A 16180-nucleotide genomic window follows, 5' to 3' on the forward strand; every position below is an offset into this window, starting at 1 on the left:
TCCAAACGAGAGGACCTAGGGGACTTGCACCCACGTCCCCTTCGACGGCGTCCCCTTCGCATCGGTCACGAACAGCATGTACCACCCCGACGGCACCAGGGCCCGGTTCCCCGGCACCGTCACGGCGATACCCCCCGCCGTCCGCTTCAGCCCCAGCGCCACGGACCGCTGGTCCGTGTCCGTCACATGCGTCACCGCGCTCGGCCGCATCAGCTTCGCCGACGTGATCGTCGATCCCTGCCCGGTCGTGAACACCCCCGTACCGCCGCGTCGAATGCTTTTCGGCCCGGCTGTCAGCTCCGGCCGTGAGCCGCGGTACAGGTAGGGCGGCGTGTAGATCTCGATGCGCTGCTCGAAGACGCCCGGGCGGGTGTTCGCCTTGTCGGCGTACAGCGAGTCCGAGCCGAAGATCATGACGCGCCCGTCGGGCAGCAGCAGCGACCCCGAGTGATAGTTCCGTCCGACCTCCGGATCCGCCACCCTCCGGTACGTGTCCGTCTGCGCGTCGTACAGCCGGGCCTGCAGGACGTTCGAGCCGCTGCGCCCGCGGTAGTCGCTCGACCCGCCGGTGACGAGCACCGAGTCGTCGGGCAGCAGCGACGCGCTCGGGTAGCGCGTGCCCTCGGTGAGCGCCGCGCCGTCCCTGAATCTCGGCTCGGCGACCTTCAGGTCCACGAGCCGGGACTTCTTGCTGGACCTGTCCGACTCACCCACACCGCCCCCGCCGATGACCATGAACTTCTCGTCCTGGGCGGGTGGCAGCCGTACCGTCGCCGATGTCTCCATCTCGCGGGCGTCGCTCAGCCCGGGGATCTCCTCGAACGTATTCGTCGCAAGGTCCCAGACGCCCGGCGCGCGGCCGATGTCCGCCGGACCGTACCCGGCGTTCGAGCCGGAGTAGAAGAGCCGGCCGTCGTTCAGCAGGAAGACCGCGGGGTAGGTGGGGAACTTCCGGACGGTGCCGGTGTACGCCCACTTCTTCGTCCGGGGGTCGTAGATCTCGTCCTTGCCGGGCACGATCTGACCGATCTCGTCGAGTCCGGACAGGGCCAGGACCCTGCCGTCCTTCAGCGTGGTCAGCGTCGGGTACCAGCGCGCCTCGTTCATCGGATCGACGGTGATGTACTTCTCCGCCACCGGGTCGAACTCGAACGCCTCCCGGATGCCCTGGAAGTCCTTCTTGTCGAGGGCGAGCTTCTGGGCGATCCCGTACACGTTCCGTGTGTCGGAGCCGGAGAGCCCGGAGATCCGATAGTTGTCCTGGGTGCCCGTCTCGTACGCCGTACCGGACTTCTGGGCCTCGACGTAGATCCGGCCGAGCCCGGGGTCGTTGCGCAGGAACGCGCCGGTCTTCCTGTCGAAGGCCTTGGTGGCCGTCTCGACCAGCACCGGATCCTTCGAGACGAACGTCCTGCCGTTCTCCTTGCCGGTGAACCGGGTGCCCGCGGGCAGGGTGACCGGTTTGTCCGGGTCCTCGTTGTGGACGATCATCAGGCCGCCCGCCTTGGTGACATCGCCCTTCAGTTTCTCGTACCGCTTCGTGCCGCCGGCTATCAGCAGTCGGCCGTCCGGCAGTTGGGTGTGACCGGAGCAGAACATGTCCTTGGGCGTGGGTATGTTCGTGAACGTGCCGGCCCTCGGGTCCCACAGCACCGACCGGAAGCTCTTCGCGTCGAAGTTCTTCTGGTTGTTGCCGGAGCCCGCGACGAGCAGCACCTTGCCGGTGTGCAGCAGCGCGGCATGGATCGTATTGATCCGGAACCCGGACGGGACGTCGAGGAAGTCCCAGTGGCCGTTGGAGGCCTTGTACTCCGGCTTGTTGATCTTGTATTCGTGGTAGCGCTCGCTGCTGACGCGGTACAGCCACGGCCCGTTGGCCCCCGCGAGCGCCAGGACCACCGCCGTACTGATCGCCATGCGGCGGGTACGGCGGCCAGGACGGTACGTCATTGGTTACGTCCCCCCAGAAAGATCTGCACGGTCTGCTCGTCCGACACCCAGTGCGGCCTCCCCTGCGGGGCATGCGCAGGCCGGCGAGCCGGTGCGCCGTCCCGCGGGGGTGGTCCGCCGCGCCGCTGCTTCTTCTCCGCGTGGACGGTGTACCGCCAGCCGAAGATCGGCGCCGCCGTGATCAGCAGCGCCAGCGCGGCCCAGGTGAGCATCGCGGGATGGCTGTGGCCGAGGACGAAGGAGGCGGCGATCGAACCGCCGAAGACCAGCATGAAGAAGAGATGGATACGGAAGGTGCCGAACAACGTGTCGGGGCTGGACGAGTCGCCCTTGGGCGTCACCACGAACGAGCTCTTGCGACGCAGCACGGCATCCATCAGGGACCGCGCGTAGACCGGGGCGGAGAGCGCGGACATCATCATCCCCGCCAGACCGCCGGAGCCCTCCGGCTCGTGCGGCGACACATTGTGCCGCCGGTTCCAGATGTACAGACCGATCTGGAGCGCCGATGCGTTGCCGTACAGCATCATCCAGACGACCGGGTCGATCTGCACGCCGGAGGCGCCCATGCCCAGGAACAGCGCGCAACTGAGCGCCGCGAGGATCCAGTTCAGGGCGGACATCGGATAGAAGATGATCATCATCGTGTAGTTGAAGAGCTTGCCGACGGGGAGTGTCCCGATCCCTCTCCAGTACTGCTTGAGAATCGTCTCGTACGTCCCCCGTGACCAGCGCAGCTGCTGGGTGAAGAAGTCCGTCCACGCGGTCGGGCCCTCGCCGACGGCCAGCACGTCCGGGGTGTAGACCGAGCGCCACTTCCGGCCGGTGTGCGGGTTGCGCGCGCGGTGCATCTCGAAGCCGGTCGCCATGTCCTCGGTGATCGAGTCGTACAGACCGCCGATCTGTTTGAGGGCGGAGATCCGCACGGCGTTGCTGGTCCCGACGAACATCGGGGCGCCGTAGCGGTTGCCCGCGCGCTGGATCAGCGCGTGGAAGAGGAACTGCTGGGATTCGGCGGCCTTCGTGACGAACGTGTCGTAGTTGCCGTAGACCTGCGGGCCGATGACGAAGCCGACGTCCGGGTCGCGGAAGTAGCCGAGCATCCGCTCCAGGTAGTTGGGCAGTGGCACGTGATCGGTGTCGACCGAGGCGAAGAAGTCGTACGCGCCGCCGTGCGCGTCGAGCCAGGCGTTGTAGTTGCCGTGCTTGGTCTTCGCGCGGTGCGCGCCCGTGGCCCGGTTCCAGTGCGCGACGCCCTTGCGGGAGAAGTGGTGCACCCCGAGCCGGGCGCAGACCGCCTTGACAGCCGGGTCGTCGCCCTCGTCGAGCAGCCAGACGTGCATCAGTCCGCGGTGCCTGATGCGGACCGCCGCTTCGAGGGTCTTCGTCACCATCTCCAGGGGCTCCTTGCCCGGGACGAAGGAGGTGAGGAAGGCGACCCGGGTGCCGGGCTCCGGCACGACCGGGACCGGGTCGCGCGCGATCAGTGTCGCGTGCGCGTTCGACAGGACGTTCATGGTGCGGAAGAGCTCGATCAGACCGATCGAGACGAGCATGACGACGTCGAGGATCAGCAGCGTGTCGTTCTTGAGGTGGGGATCGCGCTGGGTCCAGTGTGCGGGCTGCATCAGCCATGCGAACAGGCCGAGCGAGACGAGCGGTGCGGCGCCGAGCAGGAGCGCCGCGCGGAGTCTGTGCGGTTCCTGCGAGAGCAGCGAGCGGTACTGCACGGAGTACGGTCTGCTCGGATCGGGCAGGGTCAGTGGCCCGGCGAGTCGGCTGTAGTGCTCGTAGTCGTAGCGGGGCAGCGCCTTCTTCGGGTGGCGCCCGCCCCCGGTCCGGGGCTGCGGGGATATCCGCAGCTGCGTGGTCCGGGAAGGGTCGTTGTTCTGCCGGGCGCCTGTCGGCGTCGACGTCATGGGTCATCCCCCTGCGCGCATGCTGGCTGCGCGGTCGGTCGGTCGTCTCGTCCGCCGCGCATCCCCCTCGATCGCGGCGGACGAACTCTCTGGTGGGCGCCGTCCCCTCATGGGAGGCGCCTTTCCGGTCGCCCGGTGCCCTTCGGCATCCGTCCATGAGCGGGACCCCCATCCCGCGGTACGCGCAAACCGGAACTTCCCCCTGATACTGCCCCCAACTGCGGTCGTCATCAGCTCGGTTGCGGCTGATGACCCCATGACAGGTTGTATGACCCAGGTCGTGATCGCAAGGGCGAAACGGGCTATTTGCCGGTCATATGAGCGATTTGGGTAGCTCTTGCGGAGGGGGCGCGTGGAGGTGTACCGGGGGAGCCTTTCGGTCCCCGGGAGGCGGCTCGTGGCTCGCCCGCCGGCCATGGATGGGGCGATGGCACACGAACAAGGCCCCCTCACGTGGAGTGAGGGGGCCTTGACTCTGCGTGCGCCGCCAGGGACTCGAACCCCGGACCCGCTGATTAAGAGTCAGCTGCTCTAACCAACTGAGCTAGCGGCGCCTGCTGACCTGGAGAACTCTACCCGATGCGAGGGGATGCTCCTGACCATTTCCGGCCCGTCGCGGCCTGTCGGATGGTCGTTTTTTCCATTCTATCCGTCAAAATGAAATATGTCAGGAGAGTTGAGACACTGACGCCCGTGCGGACGCGCCAAAAGATCTTGACGAGTGCCGAGAGGATTCGCATGACTGTGCCGGCCTTCGAGGAGTACGTGCCCGCCATCGACTGCACCTGTGCGGGGTGCGCCGCACAACGGCGCGCCGCCGCTCGTGCCCTGCCCACGCGGTACGGAGGGCACCCCGCCGCGCATGGTGCACGGCGCGTGCTGGTGCTGGCCACGGCGGCCGGCGTGGTGCTGAGCGCCGGTGCGGCCGAGGCGGTGAGCGCGGTGACCGGGCTTGCGCCCGGGTCCGCCCGGACGGACGGGACGACGGATCCGGGCGATGCGGGCGACCCGGGGCAGGTCGATGCGGATGTGGGTAATCCGCAGGGCATGCCCGGTCCGCTGAGGACCGGCTCGACGGATGGGGCGACGGATCAGGACGATGCGGGCGATGCGGGCGATCTGGGGCCGGTTGATCCGGATGTGGGTAATCCGCAGGGCATGCCCGGTCCGCTGAGGACCGGCTCGACGGATGGGGCGACGGATCAGGACGATGCGGGCGATGCGGGCGATCTGGGGCCGGTTGATCCGGATGTGGGTAATCCGCAGGGCATGCCCGGTCCGCTGAGGACCGGCTCGACGGATGGGGCGACGGATCAGGACGATGCGGGCGACGCGGGCGATCTGGGGCCGGTTGATCCGGATGTGGGTAATCCGCAGGGCATGCCCGGTCCGCTGAAGCCCGGTGCCGCCGAGGCGGTGAGCGTGGTGACAGGGCCGGCGCCCGGGTCCGCCCGGAGGGACGAGACGGCAGATCCGGTCTCGGGTCCGGCCGATGCGGATGTGGGTAACCCGCAGGGCATGCCCGGTCCGCTGAGCGGCGCCGGGGCCCCGGGACCGCCGTCGTCCGGCGGTTCGAAACCGGCACTGAGCAAGGTGACCCGGGCGGACATCATCAACCGGGCCAAGAAGTGGGTGAGCGCGAAGGTCCCGTACAGCATGGCGAAGTACTGGTCCGACGGGTATCGGCAGGACTGCTCCGGCTATGTGTCGATGGCCTGGAAGCTGAATCGCAACGAGTGGACGGGCAGCCTCGCCGAGTACGGGACCCGGATCGCGCGCTCGGAGCTGCAGCCCGGCGACATGCTGCTCTTCCACAACCCGGCCGACCCCTCGAAGGGCTCGCACGTCACGATCTTCGGAGGCTGGACCGATTACACGCACACCCATTACACGGCCTACGAACAGACTCCTGCGCACACGCGCAAGCAGACGACGCCCATGGCCTACTGGACCAACTCGGGCAAATACGTTCCGTACCGCTACAAGGGCCTGACCACCGGAACCGACAAGGTCGGCAGCGGAGCCGGAGCGGGAGGCAGCGGGTCGGCGACGGCGTTCCCGGGCACCACGAAATTCGGTGCGGGTGTCAGCAACACGTACATCACCCAGCTCGGACGGATGCTCGTGGACCGAGGCGGAAGGCACTTCTACAAGGTCGGACCCGGGCCGGGCTGGGGCCACGCCGACCGGCGTGCGACCCGGGCGTTCCAGAGGGCACAGGGCTGGAAGGGCACGGAGGCCGACGGCTTCCCCGGCCCGCACACCTGGCGCCTGCTGGTGAACGGGACCGGCCGCGACATCCCGGCGAGCGCAAGCGGAAGCGTGGGCGGCGACAGTCAGGGGAGCGGTTCGCATGCGGCCCCGGCCTTCCCCGGCCGGAGCTATTTCCGGCCGGGTCGGTCCAACAGCCATGTCGACAGGCTCGGCAGACAGTTGGTGAAGAAGGGATACGGCAAGTACTACAGGTCGGGCCCCGGACCCCGATGGACGGAGGCGGACCGGCGCAACGTCGAGGCCTTCCAGCGCGCCCAGGGCTGGCGGGGCACCGAGGCCGACGGATACCCGGGCCCGGAGACCTGGCGGCGACTCTTCGCGTGAGAACACGGACATGACGGAGGCGGGAATGCGATCCACGGTGTCGGGCAGCTCCGGAATCCCGGAGGACGGGAAGGAACGGGAGCCGATGAGCGGCGGAGTGGACGCCACGGAGGGCGCCTCGGGCGTCGGGGCCGGCCAGGACGCGGGTGCGGACATCTGGCCGGGCGCCGGTCCGGCATCGGTTCCGGGCGTGGAGGCTGGGGGCGGCTCCGGTGCGGGGACGGAGACGGAGGCCGGGCCGGATGCCCTCCTCGACCTCGTGCTCGACCTGGTTCCGGCTGACGCGACGGACCCCGCATTCGGTGCGGCCTCGGCCTCGGTGTCGGTTCCGGCCGGGGCTTCGGCGCCGGCCCTCGCCCCGGGTTCGTACCTGCTGACCCGCCCGCTCCTGGGCGCCCGGTCCGACACCACGCCACCGGCTCGGACCGAACCCGGCCCCGACGGGCCGCACGGCACACCGCCCCGCACAGTGCCTGTGCCCGCCTCGGCTGCCGAAGCCGTCCCCGTACAGGAATCCGAATCGGCCCCTGTACCGGTGTCGGAACCCGACGAAGCGGTGACCGGGCGGCGGCACGTCGTCATCGCCCAGGAGCACACCCGCTCCATCCCCGTACGCCTCCTCTTCGCCGGCGAGTCCGAGCGCCCCGACGCCGCCGCTCTGCCTGCCGGTCTCGCCCGGGGGACCGGCGGCGGCCAGCAGGCGGCGGCCCTGCGGCGGGTGCCCGTCGCGCGCCGGATGCAGGTGCAGGCTCCCACCAGGCCCGCGCCGGTGGGCGATCCGCGGCTGACCGAGAAGCCGGGGCCCGCGCTGCCCGGGTGGGCCGGGGCGCTCGCCGGTCTGGCCGGGATGGCCGGCGGTGGGGCGGTGCTGTGGTGGGCCGGCGCGCTGCCCGCCGGGGTGCTCGCCCGGCTCGGGATCGGCTCGCGCCCGTACGAGGGCATCGGCATCGGGGCAGGGGCGGCGCTCGCCGCCCTGGTGACCGTGGTGCTCTTCGCGTTCGGCGGTCTGACTCGCGGTCGCGTCGGGTACGCATGGGTGATGACGCTCTTCGGTGCCTACCGGGGGAGCGTGCGGCGGACGGGACTCGTCTGGGTCAGCCCGCTGCTGCGGCGCCGCCGGGTCGACGTGCGGCTCCGGCACTGGCGCAGCGAACCGCTGCGCACGGTGGATGCGAACGGTACGGCGCTGCGCGTCGTCGTCCTCGTCGTGTGGCGGATCAAGGACACCGTGCGGGCGACGCTCGGGGTGGCGGACCACGAGAAGTACCTGCGCGAGCAGGTCGAGGCGGCGATGGCACGAGTCCTGTCGCAGCTGCCCGCCGACGCGTTCCACGAGGACGCCCACACACTGCGCAACGCGGAGGCGGTCGGTAACGCGCTGACCGGGACGCTGAAGGCGGAGTGCGAGCCGGTGGGCATCGAGGTGTACTCCGCGCAGCCGACCGGCATCGAGTACGCACCGGAGCTCGCCGCCGCGATGCAGCGTCGCAGGATCGCCGCCATTGACGCCAAGCACCGGGACAGTGTGCTGACTTCGGTGGTCGACGCGGTGGACGACACGGTCAACCGGCTGACCGCGCGTGGCCTCGTGGAGCTCGACGATTATGAACGGAAGGCGCTGGTCAAGGACTTGACGGTGGCCTTCTACACCGGACGCAGCGGTGGGGGCGGGGCCTGACGGCGCCTCCGTACCGCGTCCGCGGCGAACCGGGATCCCGTTCCCATTGGTCTGGACATGTTCATGCTCCGTCAATAATCTAAGGCTTGGTCTAGACCGCACGACCACGCGCGCAGCAGTGCTCATGGAACCTCCCCCACGTTCTTGAGGAGCGACAGCAATGCGTAAAAGGGCAAGCGCGGCCGTAGTCGGCCTGGCGATAACGGGCGTCTCGATGTTCGCGACGAGCAGCGCCGGCAGCCACGGCTACACCGACAACCCCATCAGCCGCCAGAAGCTCTGCGCCAACGGCACCGTCACCGACTGTGGCGCCATCCAGTGGGAACCGCAGAGCGTCGAGGCTCCCAAGGGCTTCCCGGCGGCAGGTCCGGCGGACGGCAAGATCTGCTCCGGCGGCCACGACAACTTCGCCGCGCTGGACGACCCGCGCGGCGGCAACTGGCCCGCCACCAAGGTCACCGCAGGCCAGGGCTTCAGCTTCCGCTGGCAGTTCACCGCCCAGCACGCCACGACCGACTTCCGGTACTACATCACCAAGAACGGCTGGGACCCCACCAAGCCGCTCACCAGGGCGGCGCTTGAGTCGCAGCCGTTCATGACCGTGCCGTACGGCGGTCAGCGGCCCCCGGCGACCCTGACGCAGCAGGGCACCATCCCCACCCAGAAGACCGGGAAGCACATCATCCTCAGCGTCTGGACCATCGCGGACACCGGGAACGCGTTCTATGCGTGCTCCGATGTTCAATTCTGACGTGTAGTCAGTTACCGTGCGGCGCCATGGGGAGCGCAGGCACCGTAGCGGAGCTCGTACAGCGCCAATGGGGCGACCACCGGCCAGGGTTGAAGCACGAGGACACCGTCCTCAGCCACCACCAGGTCGCCTCCGGAGCTGCCGTGCGGGCCGCGCTCCTGGCGGATCTGCTGTCGGCGGACGGCGAACCGCACCTGGGGGTACTGCTCGACAACACCCCCGAATTCCCACTCTGGCTGAGCGCGGCGGCCCTGGCCGGGGCCGCCGTCGCGGGCATCAACCCGACCCGCCGCGGAGCCGAGCTGGCCCGCGACATCCTGCACACCGACTGCCGGGTCCTGGTCACCGAAAGCGCACATCTGCCGCTGCTCGACGGGCTCGATCTGCCGGGCGTACGGGTGCTGGTCACCGACACCGACGCGTACACCGCGCTGCTCGCCGGATATGCCGGGGCGAAGCCGGGCGAGGCTGTGCTCCGGGAGGTCGGGCGCGGGACCCGGATGCTGCTCTACTTCACCTCGGGGTCGACCGGTGCGCCCAAGGCCGCGATCTGCACCCAGGGGCGACTGGCGGCGGCCGGACAGTCGCTGGTCGACCACTTCGGGGTGCGGCGCGACGACGTCCACTACATCTGCATGCCGATGTTCCACGGCAACGCCGTGATCGCCGACTGGGCCCCCGCGCTGGCGGGCGGCGCCGCGGTCGCCCTGCGCCGCCGGTTCTCGGCCTCCGGCTTCCTCGACGACGTGCGCACGCACGGGGCCACGTACTTCACCTATGTCGGCCGCGCCGTGCAATACCTGCTGGCCACCCCCGAGCGCCCCGACGACCGTGACCATCCGCTGCGGCTCGGATTCGGCACGGAGGCGGGCGCCGTGGACGCGACCCGGTTCCGGGAGCGGTTCGGGGTGCGGCTGGTGGAGGGGTACGGATCGTCCGAGGGCGGCGCGGCGATACAGCGGACCCCGGACACCCCGCCGGGCGCTGTCGGCCGGGCGTCCCCCCGTGACGATCTCGCCGTCGTCGACCCGGAGACCGGCGAGGAACGGGCTGCGGCGGTCCTCGACGCGCGCGGGCGGCTGCTCAACGGGGACGATGCGATAGGAGAATTGGTCAACCGGGGCCGTACGCCCTTCGAAGGCTACTGGCGCAACGCGGAGGCGGACGCGGCCCGGGTGCGCGGCGGCTGGTACTGGACCGGGGACCTCTTCTTCCGCGACCCGGCCGGCTTCCTCTACTTCGCGGGCCGGACGGACGACCGGCTGCGGGTCGACAGCGAGAACCTGGCCGCCGCGATGATCGAGAACATCCTGGCCCGCTGGGCGGACGCGGCGGCCGTCGCGGTGTACGCGGTGCCGGACCCGATGGCCGGCGACCAGGTGATGGCGGCGCTGGCGCTGCGCGAGGGGGCGGCCTTCGACCCCGGCGGATTCGCCGCGTTCCTGGCGGCCCAATCGGACCTGGGGACGAAGATGGCGCCCCGCTTCGTACGCATCGTCGCGGCGATGCCGGTCACGGCGACGAACAAGGTGCACCGGGTGGCGCTCCGCCGCGAGGGCTTCCGGAGCGCCGACCCGGTCTGGTGGAACGGGGCCGGCGGACCCTACGAAAGGCTGCGGGGCGCGGAGCTGGCCGCCCTGCTCGGCGAGTACGAGGCGCACGGGCGCGCCCACCTGGTGTCGTCCGGCGACTGAGGGCGACTCGGCTGAGGGTTGTCCGGTGCGCCTGCGTGACACGCGTGTACGGAGCGGCGGACCGCGAAAACGCCCAGGGCGGTTCACGTGTGTACGTGAACCGCCCTGGGCGTTGTCTGTGCGCCGCCAGGGACTCGAACCCCGGACCCGCTGATTAAGAGTCAGCTGCTCTAACCAACTGAGCTAGCGGCGCCTGCTGACTCGAAAATAATACCCGGTCCTCAGGGGTGCTGATGACACGTGCCGACCAGGGTCCTAGAGGGCCAGTGACAGCAGGACCGGAGCCGCCCGCCGGTTCAGCGTGTTCGCCGCCGCGCGCAGCCGGTGCGCGTGCTCGATGGGCAGCGACAGCGCCAGGCAGCCGGCCGAGGAGCCCGCCGTGAGCGGCACGGCCGCGCAGACGGTGCCCACCGCGTACTCCTGGAGGTCGAGCACCGGGACCGTCGCCGGCTGGCTGTCCAGCTTGGAGAAGAGGACCTTCTCACTGGTGATGGTCCGCGAGGTGAGCCGGGCGATCTTGTGGCGCGAGAGATGGTCGCGGCGGCCGTTCTGGTCGAGCTGGGTCAGCAGGCACTTGCCGATCGCGCTGGCGTGCGCGGCGGACCGGAAGTCCACCCACTCGTTGACCGCGGGGGTGTGCGGACCGTCGGCGTACTGCGTGACCCGGATCTCGCCGTCGACGTACCGGCTTATGTACACCGCGGCGCCGACCGAATCGCGCAGCTGGTCCAGGATCTGCTGGAGCTTGTTCTCCAGTGCCTGCCTGCGGGCGGCGCCGGAGCCGAGCAGCAGGAGTGAGGCGCCGATCACATAGGCGCCGTCGGACACCTGCTCGACGTAGCCCTCGCGGCGCAGCGTCAGCAGCAGTGAGGCGAGATGCCCCAGTGGCAGTCCCGTCTCCCGGGAGATCTGGGTGTCCGTGACGCCGGTGCCGTGCTTGGAGACCGTTTCGAGAACACGAAGGGCGTACTGCACCGAGTGGAACGGTGCGGTCGGTTCGGGCTTCAACGCCACGGTTTCCCCCCACCAGGTTGTGACCGCAAGCTTGTGCACCACGATAGCCGCCAAGAGGCGTTCGGTGGGGGGCTGTTGATGAGTTCTCGGTGCGCCCCGGCGCTGTCAGCTGGGGCGCACCTGTCTGGCATATGCCAGAGTCAATGACAAATCGATGGACGGCGAGGTCACAGCACCGCGTCGAGGAAATCGCGCGTACGTTCATGTTCGGGAGCTGTGAAGATTTTTTCCGGCGGACCGGCCTCCACCACCCGCCCTGCGTCGAACATCAGCACCTTCTCCGAGACGTCACGGGCGAAATTCATCTCGTGGGTCACGCAGAGCATGGTGATGTCGGTGGTCCGGGCGATGTCGGACAGCAGGTCCAGCACGCCCGCCACCAGTTCCGGGTCGAGCGCGGACGTCACCTCGTCCAGCAGCAGGATCTCCGGCCGCATCGCCAGCGCCCGGGCGATCGCCACCCGCTGCTGCTGGCCGCCGGAGAGCTGGGACGGGTGCGCGTCGATCTTCCCGGCCAGCCCCACCAGGTCGAGCAGCTCGCGCGCGCGGCTCTCCGCCTCGTCCCGGTCGATGCCCAGCACGCTGATCGGTGCCTCGGTGATGTTCTGCAGCACCTTCATGTTCGGGAACAGATTGAACTGCTGGAAGACCATCCCGATTTTCTTCCGGGCCGCGCGCAGATGTTTCTCACTCGCCGGCTTCAGGCCGCCGTCCGGCGTCCGGACATGGGACAACGGCGCGCCGTCCACCCAGATCACGCCGTCGCTCACCTTCTCCAGCGTCATCAGGAGCCGCAGGATCGTGGTCTTTCCCGAGCCGCTCGGCCCGATCAGCGTGACGTGCTCGCCGCGCCGCACCGAGAAGTCCAGCTCGTCGAGGACGACATGGTCGCCGTACCGCTTGACCACGCGGTCGAAGCGGACCAGGGCGTCCGTGCCCGCGGCGTCCTCGGGCACTGCGGCCGCCGTCTTCTGCAGGGGGAGAGGTTCAGTGGCCAAGGCGCTTCTCCAGCTTTCTCATCAGCAGTGAGGTGGGGTAGCTCGCGACCAGGAAGACCAGTCCGGCGAGCGTGAATGCCTCGGTGTACGCGAAGTGGTTCGCCCCGTACCTGCGGGCCTCGAAGACCATTTCCTGCACCGTGATCACGGCGAGGAACGGGGTCTCCTTGAACATGGAGATCGCGTAGTTGCCGAGGGCGGGCAGCACCTTGCGTACCGCCTGCGGCAGGACCACGGCCTGCCAGGTCCGCCGCGGCGACAGCGAGAGCGCCCGGCAGGCCTCCCACTGGCCCTTCGGCACACCGTCGATCCCGGCGCGGTACACCTCGGAGGTGTAGGCGGCGTAGTGGACACCCAGCACCACGATGCCGATGGTCAGCGGCTCCACCGAGGTGAAAAAAGCTGCCGCGCCCACCAGCTGGACCAGCAGCGGGGTGGACCGGATGAACTCCATGACGGCCCGCACCGGCACGGTCACGAACCGGCTCGGCGCCCGCCCGGCGACCGCGACGGCCAGCCCGAGGACGGCCGCGACGAGCGTGCCGAGCACCGTCGCCAGCAGTGTGACCTCGAACCCTTGAAGGACCAGGGGCAGGACGTCGCCCGCGGCGTTCCAGTCGAAGCCGCTCACCGGGCACCTCCGGCGGTCGTCGCCACGGCGTCCACCGCGGAGCGGGTGCGCAGCAGGGAGCCCGCGCCGGTCGGCAGTCCGAGCCGCCGCTTGGCGGTCCGCTCGAGCAGGTTCATCAGCAGGGTCAGCGCGTACGCGAGGACGAAGTAGACCGCCAGCAGGGTCAGATACGCGGTGAAGGTCTCACCGGTACGGTCGCGCAGCTGCTGGATCACGGTCATCAGATCGGCCGCGGAGATCAGCCACAGCAGCGGCGTGCACTTCAGCAGCTGGATCAGCAGATTGGTGAAGGGCGGAATCATCTGCACCCAGGCCTGCGGCAGAATCACCTTCCGCATCCGCTGGACCGGTGTCAGGTTCAGTGCGACGGCCGCTTCGTGCTGGGCACGCGGTACGGAGTTGATGGCGCCGCGCACCACCTCGGAGCCGTACGCCCCGTAGTTGAGGCCGAACGCGACGACGCCGCAGAGCAGCGGCGTCAGTTCGTACCCGGTCAGCGGCGGCATCGCGTAGTACAGCCAGAACAGCTGGATGTAGAGGGAGGTGCCGCGGAAGAACTCCACGACCACCCGGGACGCACCGCGCACCGCAAGCATCCTGCTGATGGCCATCAGCCCGAGGACGAACGACAGGAGCAGGGCGAGCAGCGAGCCCAGCACCGTGGCCTGAAGGGTGACCCACAGCCCCGACCGGAGCTGGGGGAGATTGTCGGAGAGGGCGGAGAAGAAGTCGCTCATGCGGCGCTGCCCGTCCCTGTCGGCGTGGCCGGCCCCGCCGGTCCCGTCAGCCCTTGCACAGATCCGCCGTCCGCAGCGTGGCCGGCGGGAGCTCGGTGGCGCCGAAGCCGTACTCCTGGAGCAGCTCCACATAGCGCGAGCTGTCGGACACGATCTTCTTCAGTTCGCGGTTGAAGGAGTCCCGCAGGTCCTCGTTGCCCTTGCGGAAGACGGCGCCGCCGGGGCTGTACTGCTTCTTCCCGTCGAGCTCCGGCAGGAACGCCTCGGTGACCTCGGTGCCCGGGTTGGTCTTCGCGAGCCAGCGCAGCGAGATCCCGGTGAGCAGGAAGGCGTCGATCCTGCCGCCCTTGACCGCGTCGGCGCCGTCCTGCGGCTTCTGCAGCGTCTTGATCTTCTCCTTCGAGATGCCCGCGCCCTCGGCGTACGAGTCCTCGACCGCACCCGACATCACACCGACGGTGATACCGGCGGCCTTCGCCGACGCCAGATCCGTGACCTTCTTCGGGTTGCCCTTCTTCACCATCAGCGCGGTCGGCGAGATGAACTCCGGCTCGGAGAAAAGGGCGTTGGCACAGCGCTCGGGGGTGATCGCCATGCCCGCGCTGACCACGTCGTACTTCCCGGCCTGCAGCCCGGGAATCAGCCCGTCCCACTCGGAGAGGGTGGGCTTCAGCTCCTCGACCCCGAGCGCCTTGAAGATCTCCCGGTGCAGAGTGGGCGCCTCACCCTTGAGCTCCTTGCCCTCCAGGTAGCCGTACGGGGCCTCGTTGGCGTACGCGACCCGGACGAAGCCCTGCTTGCGGAGCTTGTCGAGCGCACCCGCGCCGTCCGTGCCACCGGAGGCGGTCTTGCTGCACGCCGCGAGCGCGCCGGGCACGACGAGCAGGCCGCCCACGGCTGTTGAGCGGCTGAGAAAGCCCCGGCGGGACAGGTTCGGGAAGTCGGCCATGGTGTGCAATCTCCTGGAACGGACGAACAGTTCGGACAGGGGGAACGCCTGCCCGATCCCGTGCGTCTATGCAGGAAGCGGCCCGGTGTGACCGAACGGTGTCCGGAAGGTGACCTCTTCGTGTCTCAATGCGCAGACGTGTCAACGCCGTTCGGGGCTCCGGGGACATCCGGTGAGGGAATGTATCCGCGCTGCTTGTCGACCACGTTCGGCAACGGCTCCCCGGCCGCCCACCGTTCGTACATCTCCACGAACTGCTCGCCCAGCCGGTCCCGCCAGCCCACGGTGTCGCCGCTCATGTGCGGGGAGACGATCAGCCCCGGTACGTCCCACAGTTCACTGTCCGGAGCGAGCGGTTCGTGCTGGAAGACGTCGAGCGCCGCGCCCGCGATCCACCGTCGGCGCAGCGCGTCGGCGAGATCACCCTCGACGACCATGGGACCTCGTCCCACATTGATGAAGCGGGCCGAAGGCTGCATCAGCCCGAAGAACCGCGCGTCGAACATCCCGCGCGTCCGTTCCGTCAGGGGCGCCGCGCAGATCACCCAGTCGGCGAGCGCTGCCAGCCGGTCCAGATCATCGGCGCCATGGATGGTGCGCCGCGCCGTACGCCCCACGAGTGCCACCTGGACGCCCAGTGCGTTGAGCAGCCGGGTGATCTCCCGGCCGATCGGCCCGGCCCCGACGACGACCGCGCGGGTGCCCGCGAGCTGCTGCGACTCGCGGTGGTGCCAGCTCCGCCGGCGCTGCAGCTCCAGCGTGCCGGGGACGTCCTTGGCGAAAGCGAGCACCAGGCCCAGCACGTACTCGGCGATCGGCTGCTCGAAGATGCCCCGTGCGTTGGTCAGCACGGTGTCGGACCCGGCCAGCTCCGGGCAGAGCAGCCGGTCCACTCCCGCGCTGGCCGTATGCACCCACCGGGGCCGCGGTCCGTCGCCGGGCCAGGCGGCGCGTACCGCGTCGGAGGTGAAGTCCCACACGAGCAGGGCGTCGGCGTGCGGCAGCTCCGCGGCGAGGCCGGCCTCGTCCACGGAGCGGATCCGGACCCGACCGGTCAGCCGGCCGAGGCGCGGCGGCGGGTCGGCGTCCAGTACGAGGAGGGTGGGCTCTGACATCAGGGAGTGGTCGCCTCGTCAACGTCTGAGATGTGCGGATTGACCACGCTCGCACCCAGGTCCGCGCCCGTCAACGCCAAGGTCGACAGGGGTACGGGCGCCGGAGGAATACTGGGCAGAGGGGAGGGCAGCGGCAGTACAGCGGT

General features: G+C 69.5%; 12 protein-coding genes, 2 tRNA genes and 1 pseudogene. 5 read left to right on the forward strand and 10 right to left on the reverse strand.

What is annotated here, in order from left to right:
• Positions 1–15 precede the first annotated feature (15 nt).
• The 3 genes from OG395_RS33055 to OG395_RS33065 form a co-directional block, all read right to left on the reverse strand.
• A complete protein-coding gene (locus tag OG395_RS33055) occupies positions 16–1950 on the reverse strand; it encodes a galactose oxidase early set domain-containing protein (protein ID WP_327246182.1) in 1935 nt (644 codons plus the stop codon).
• Positions 1947–3869: a glycosyltransferase family 2 protein gene (locus OG395_RS33060; protein ID WP_327246183.1), complete on the reverse strand. Its 1923-nt coding sequence runs from the start codon at positions 3867–3869 to the stop codon at positions 1947–1949. The genes OG395_RS33055 and OG395_RS33060 overlap by 4 nt, the downstream gene beginning before the upstream one ends.
• Positions 3870–4349: 480 nt before the next feature.
• A tRNA-Lys gene (locus tag OG395_RS33065) sits at positions 4350–4423 on the reverse strand.
• A gap of 184 nt (positions 4424–4607) precedes the next feature.
• Here OG395_RS33065 and OG395_RS33070 point away from each other — a divergent pair.
• The 5 genes and pseudogenes from OG395_RS33070 to OG395_RS33090 all read left to right on the forward strand — a co-directional run.
• Positions 4608–4806 (forward strand): annotated as a pseudogene (locus OG395_RS33070) (peptidoglycan-binding protein); the annotation flags it as partial.
• A gap of 332 nt (positions 4807–5138) precedes the next feature.
• Complete coding sequence (locus OG395_RS33075) at positions 5139–6467, forward strand: peptidoglycan-binding protein (protein ID WP_442818780.1); 1329 nt, start codon at positions 5139–5141, stop codon at positions 6465–6467.
• Positions 6468–6492: 25 nt separating this feature from the next.
• Entirely contained in the window at positions 6493–8145 is a 1653-nt protein-coding gene (locus OG395_RS33080) for an SPFH domain-containing protein (protein ID WP_442818624.1), read from the forward strand.
• A gap of 160 nt (positions 8146–8305) precedes the next feature.
• Positions 8306–8896, forward strand: a complete 591-nt coding sequence (locus OG395_RS33085) for a lytic polysaccharide monooxygenase auxiliary activity family 9 protein (protein WP_327246185.1) — start codon at positions 8306–8308, stop codon at positions 8894–8896.
• 26 nt (positions 8897–8922) lie between these two features.
• Complete coding sequence (locus OG395_RS33090; RefSeq protein WP_327246186.1) at positions 8923–10590, forward strand: AMP-binding protein; 1668 nt, start codon at positions 8923–8925, stop codon at positions 10588–10590.
• 119 nt (positions 10591–10709) lie between these two features.
• On the opposite strand, the gene OG395_RS33095 is transcribed toward OG395_RS33090, so the two are convergent.
• From OG395_RS33095 to OG395_RS33125, 7 genes are all read right to left on the reverse strand, one after another.
• A tRNA-Lys gene (locus OG395_RS33095) sits at positions 10710–10783 on the reverse strand.
• A gap of 62 nt (positions 10784–10845) precedes the next feature.
• Entirely contained in the window at positions 10846–11604 is a 759-nt protein-coding gene (locus OG395_RS33100; protein WP_327246187.1) for an IclR family transcriptional regulator, read from the reverse strand.
• Positions 11605–11771: 167 nt separating this feature from the next.
• Positions 11772–12602, reverse strand: a complete 831-nt coding sequence (gene ehuA / locus OG395_RS33105; protein WP_327246188.1) for an ectoine/hydroxyectoine ABC transporter ATP-binding protein EhuA — start codon at positions 12600–12602, stop codon at positions 11772–11774.
• On the reverse strand, positions 12592–13233 hold the full coding sequence (gene ehuD / locus OG395_RS33110; protein ID WP_327246189.1) for an ectoine/hydroxyectoine ABC transporter permease subunit EhuD: 642 nt from the start codon (positions 13231–13233) through the stop codon (positions 12592–12594). The genes ehuA and ehuD overlap by 11 nt, the downstream gene beginning before the upstream one ends.
• The gene (gene ehuC, locus OG395_RS33115) at positions 13230–13970 is read right to left on the reverse strand and encodes an ectoine/hydroxyectoine ABC transporter permease subunit EhuC (protein ID WP_327246190.1); all 741 of its coding nucleotides are present in this window, start codon (positions 13968–13970) and stop codon (positions 13230–13232) included. The genes ehuD and ehuC overlap by 4 nt, the downstream gene beginning before the upstream one ends.
• A gap of 46 nt (positions 13971–14016) precedes the next feature.
• Positions 14017–14919 (reverse strand): ectoine/hydroxyectoine ABC transporter substrate-binding protein EhuB, encoded by a 903-nt coding sequence (gene ehuB, locus OG395_RS33120; RefSeq protein WP_327246191.1) that lies wholly within the window; start codon positions 14917–14919, stop codon positions 14017–14019.
• A 125-nt stretch (positions 14920–15044) separates the two neighbouring features.
• Positions 15045–16034, reverse strand: a complete 990-nt coding sequence (locus OG395_RS33125; protein ID WP_327246192.1) for a D-2-hydroxyacid dehydrogenase — start codon at positions 16032–16034, stop codon at positions 15045–15047.
• Positions 16035–16180 lie beyond the last annotated feature (146 nt).

The organism is Streptomyces sp. NBC_01320 (genome assembly GCF_035974375.1).
GTDB lineage: Bacteria > Actinomycetota > Actinomycetes > Streptomycetales > Streptomycetaceae > Streptomyces > Streptomyces yanii.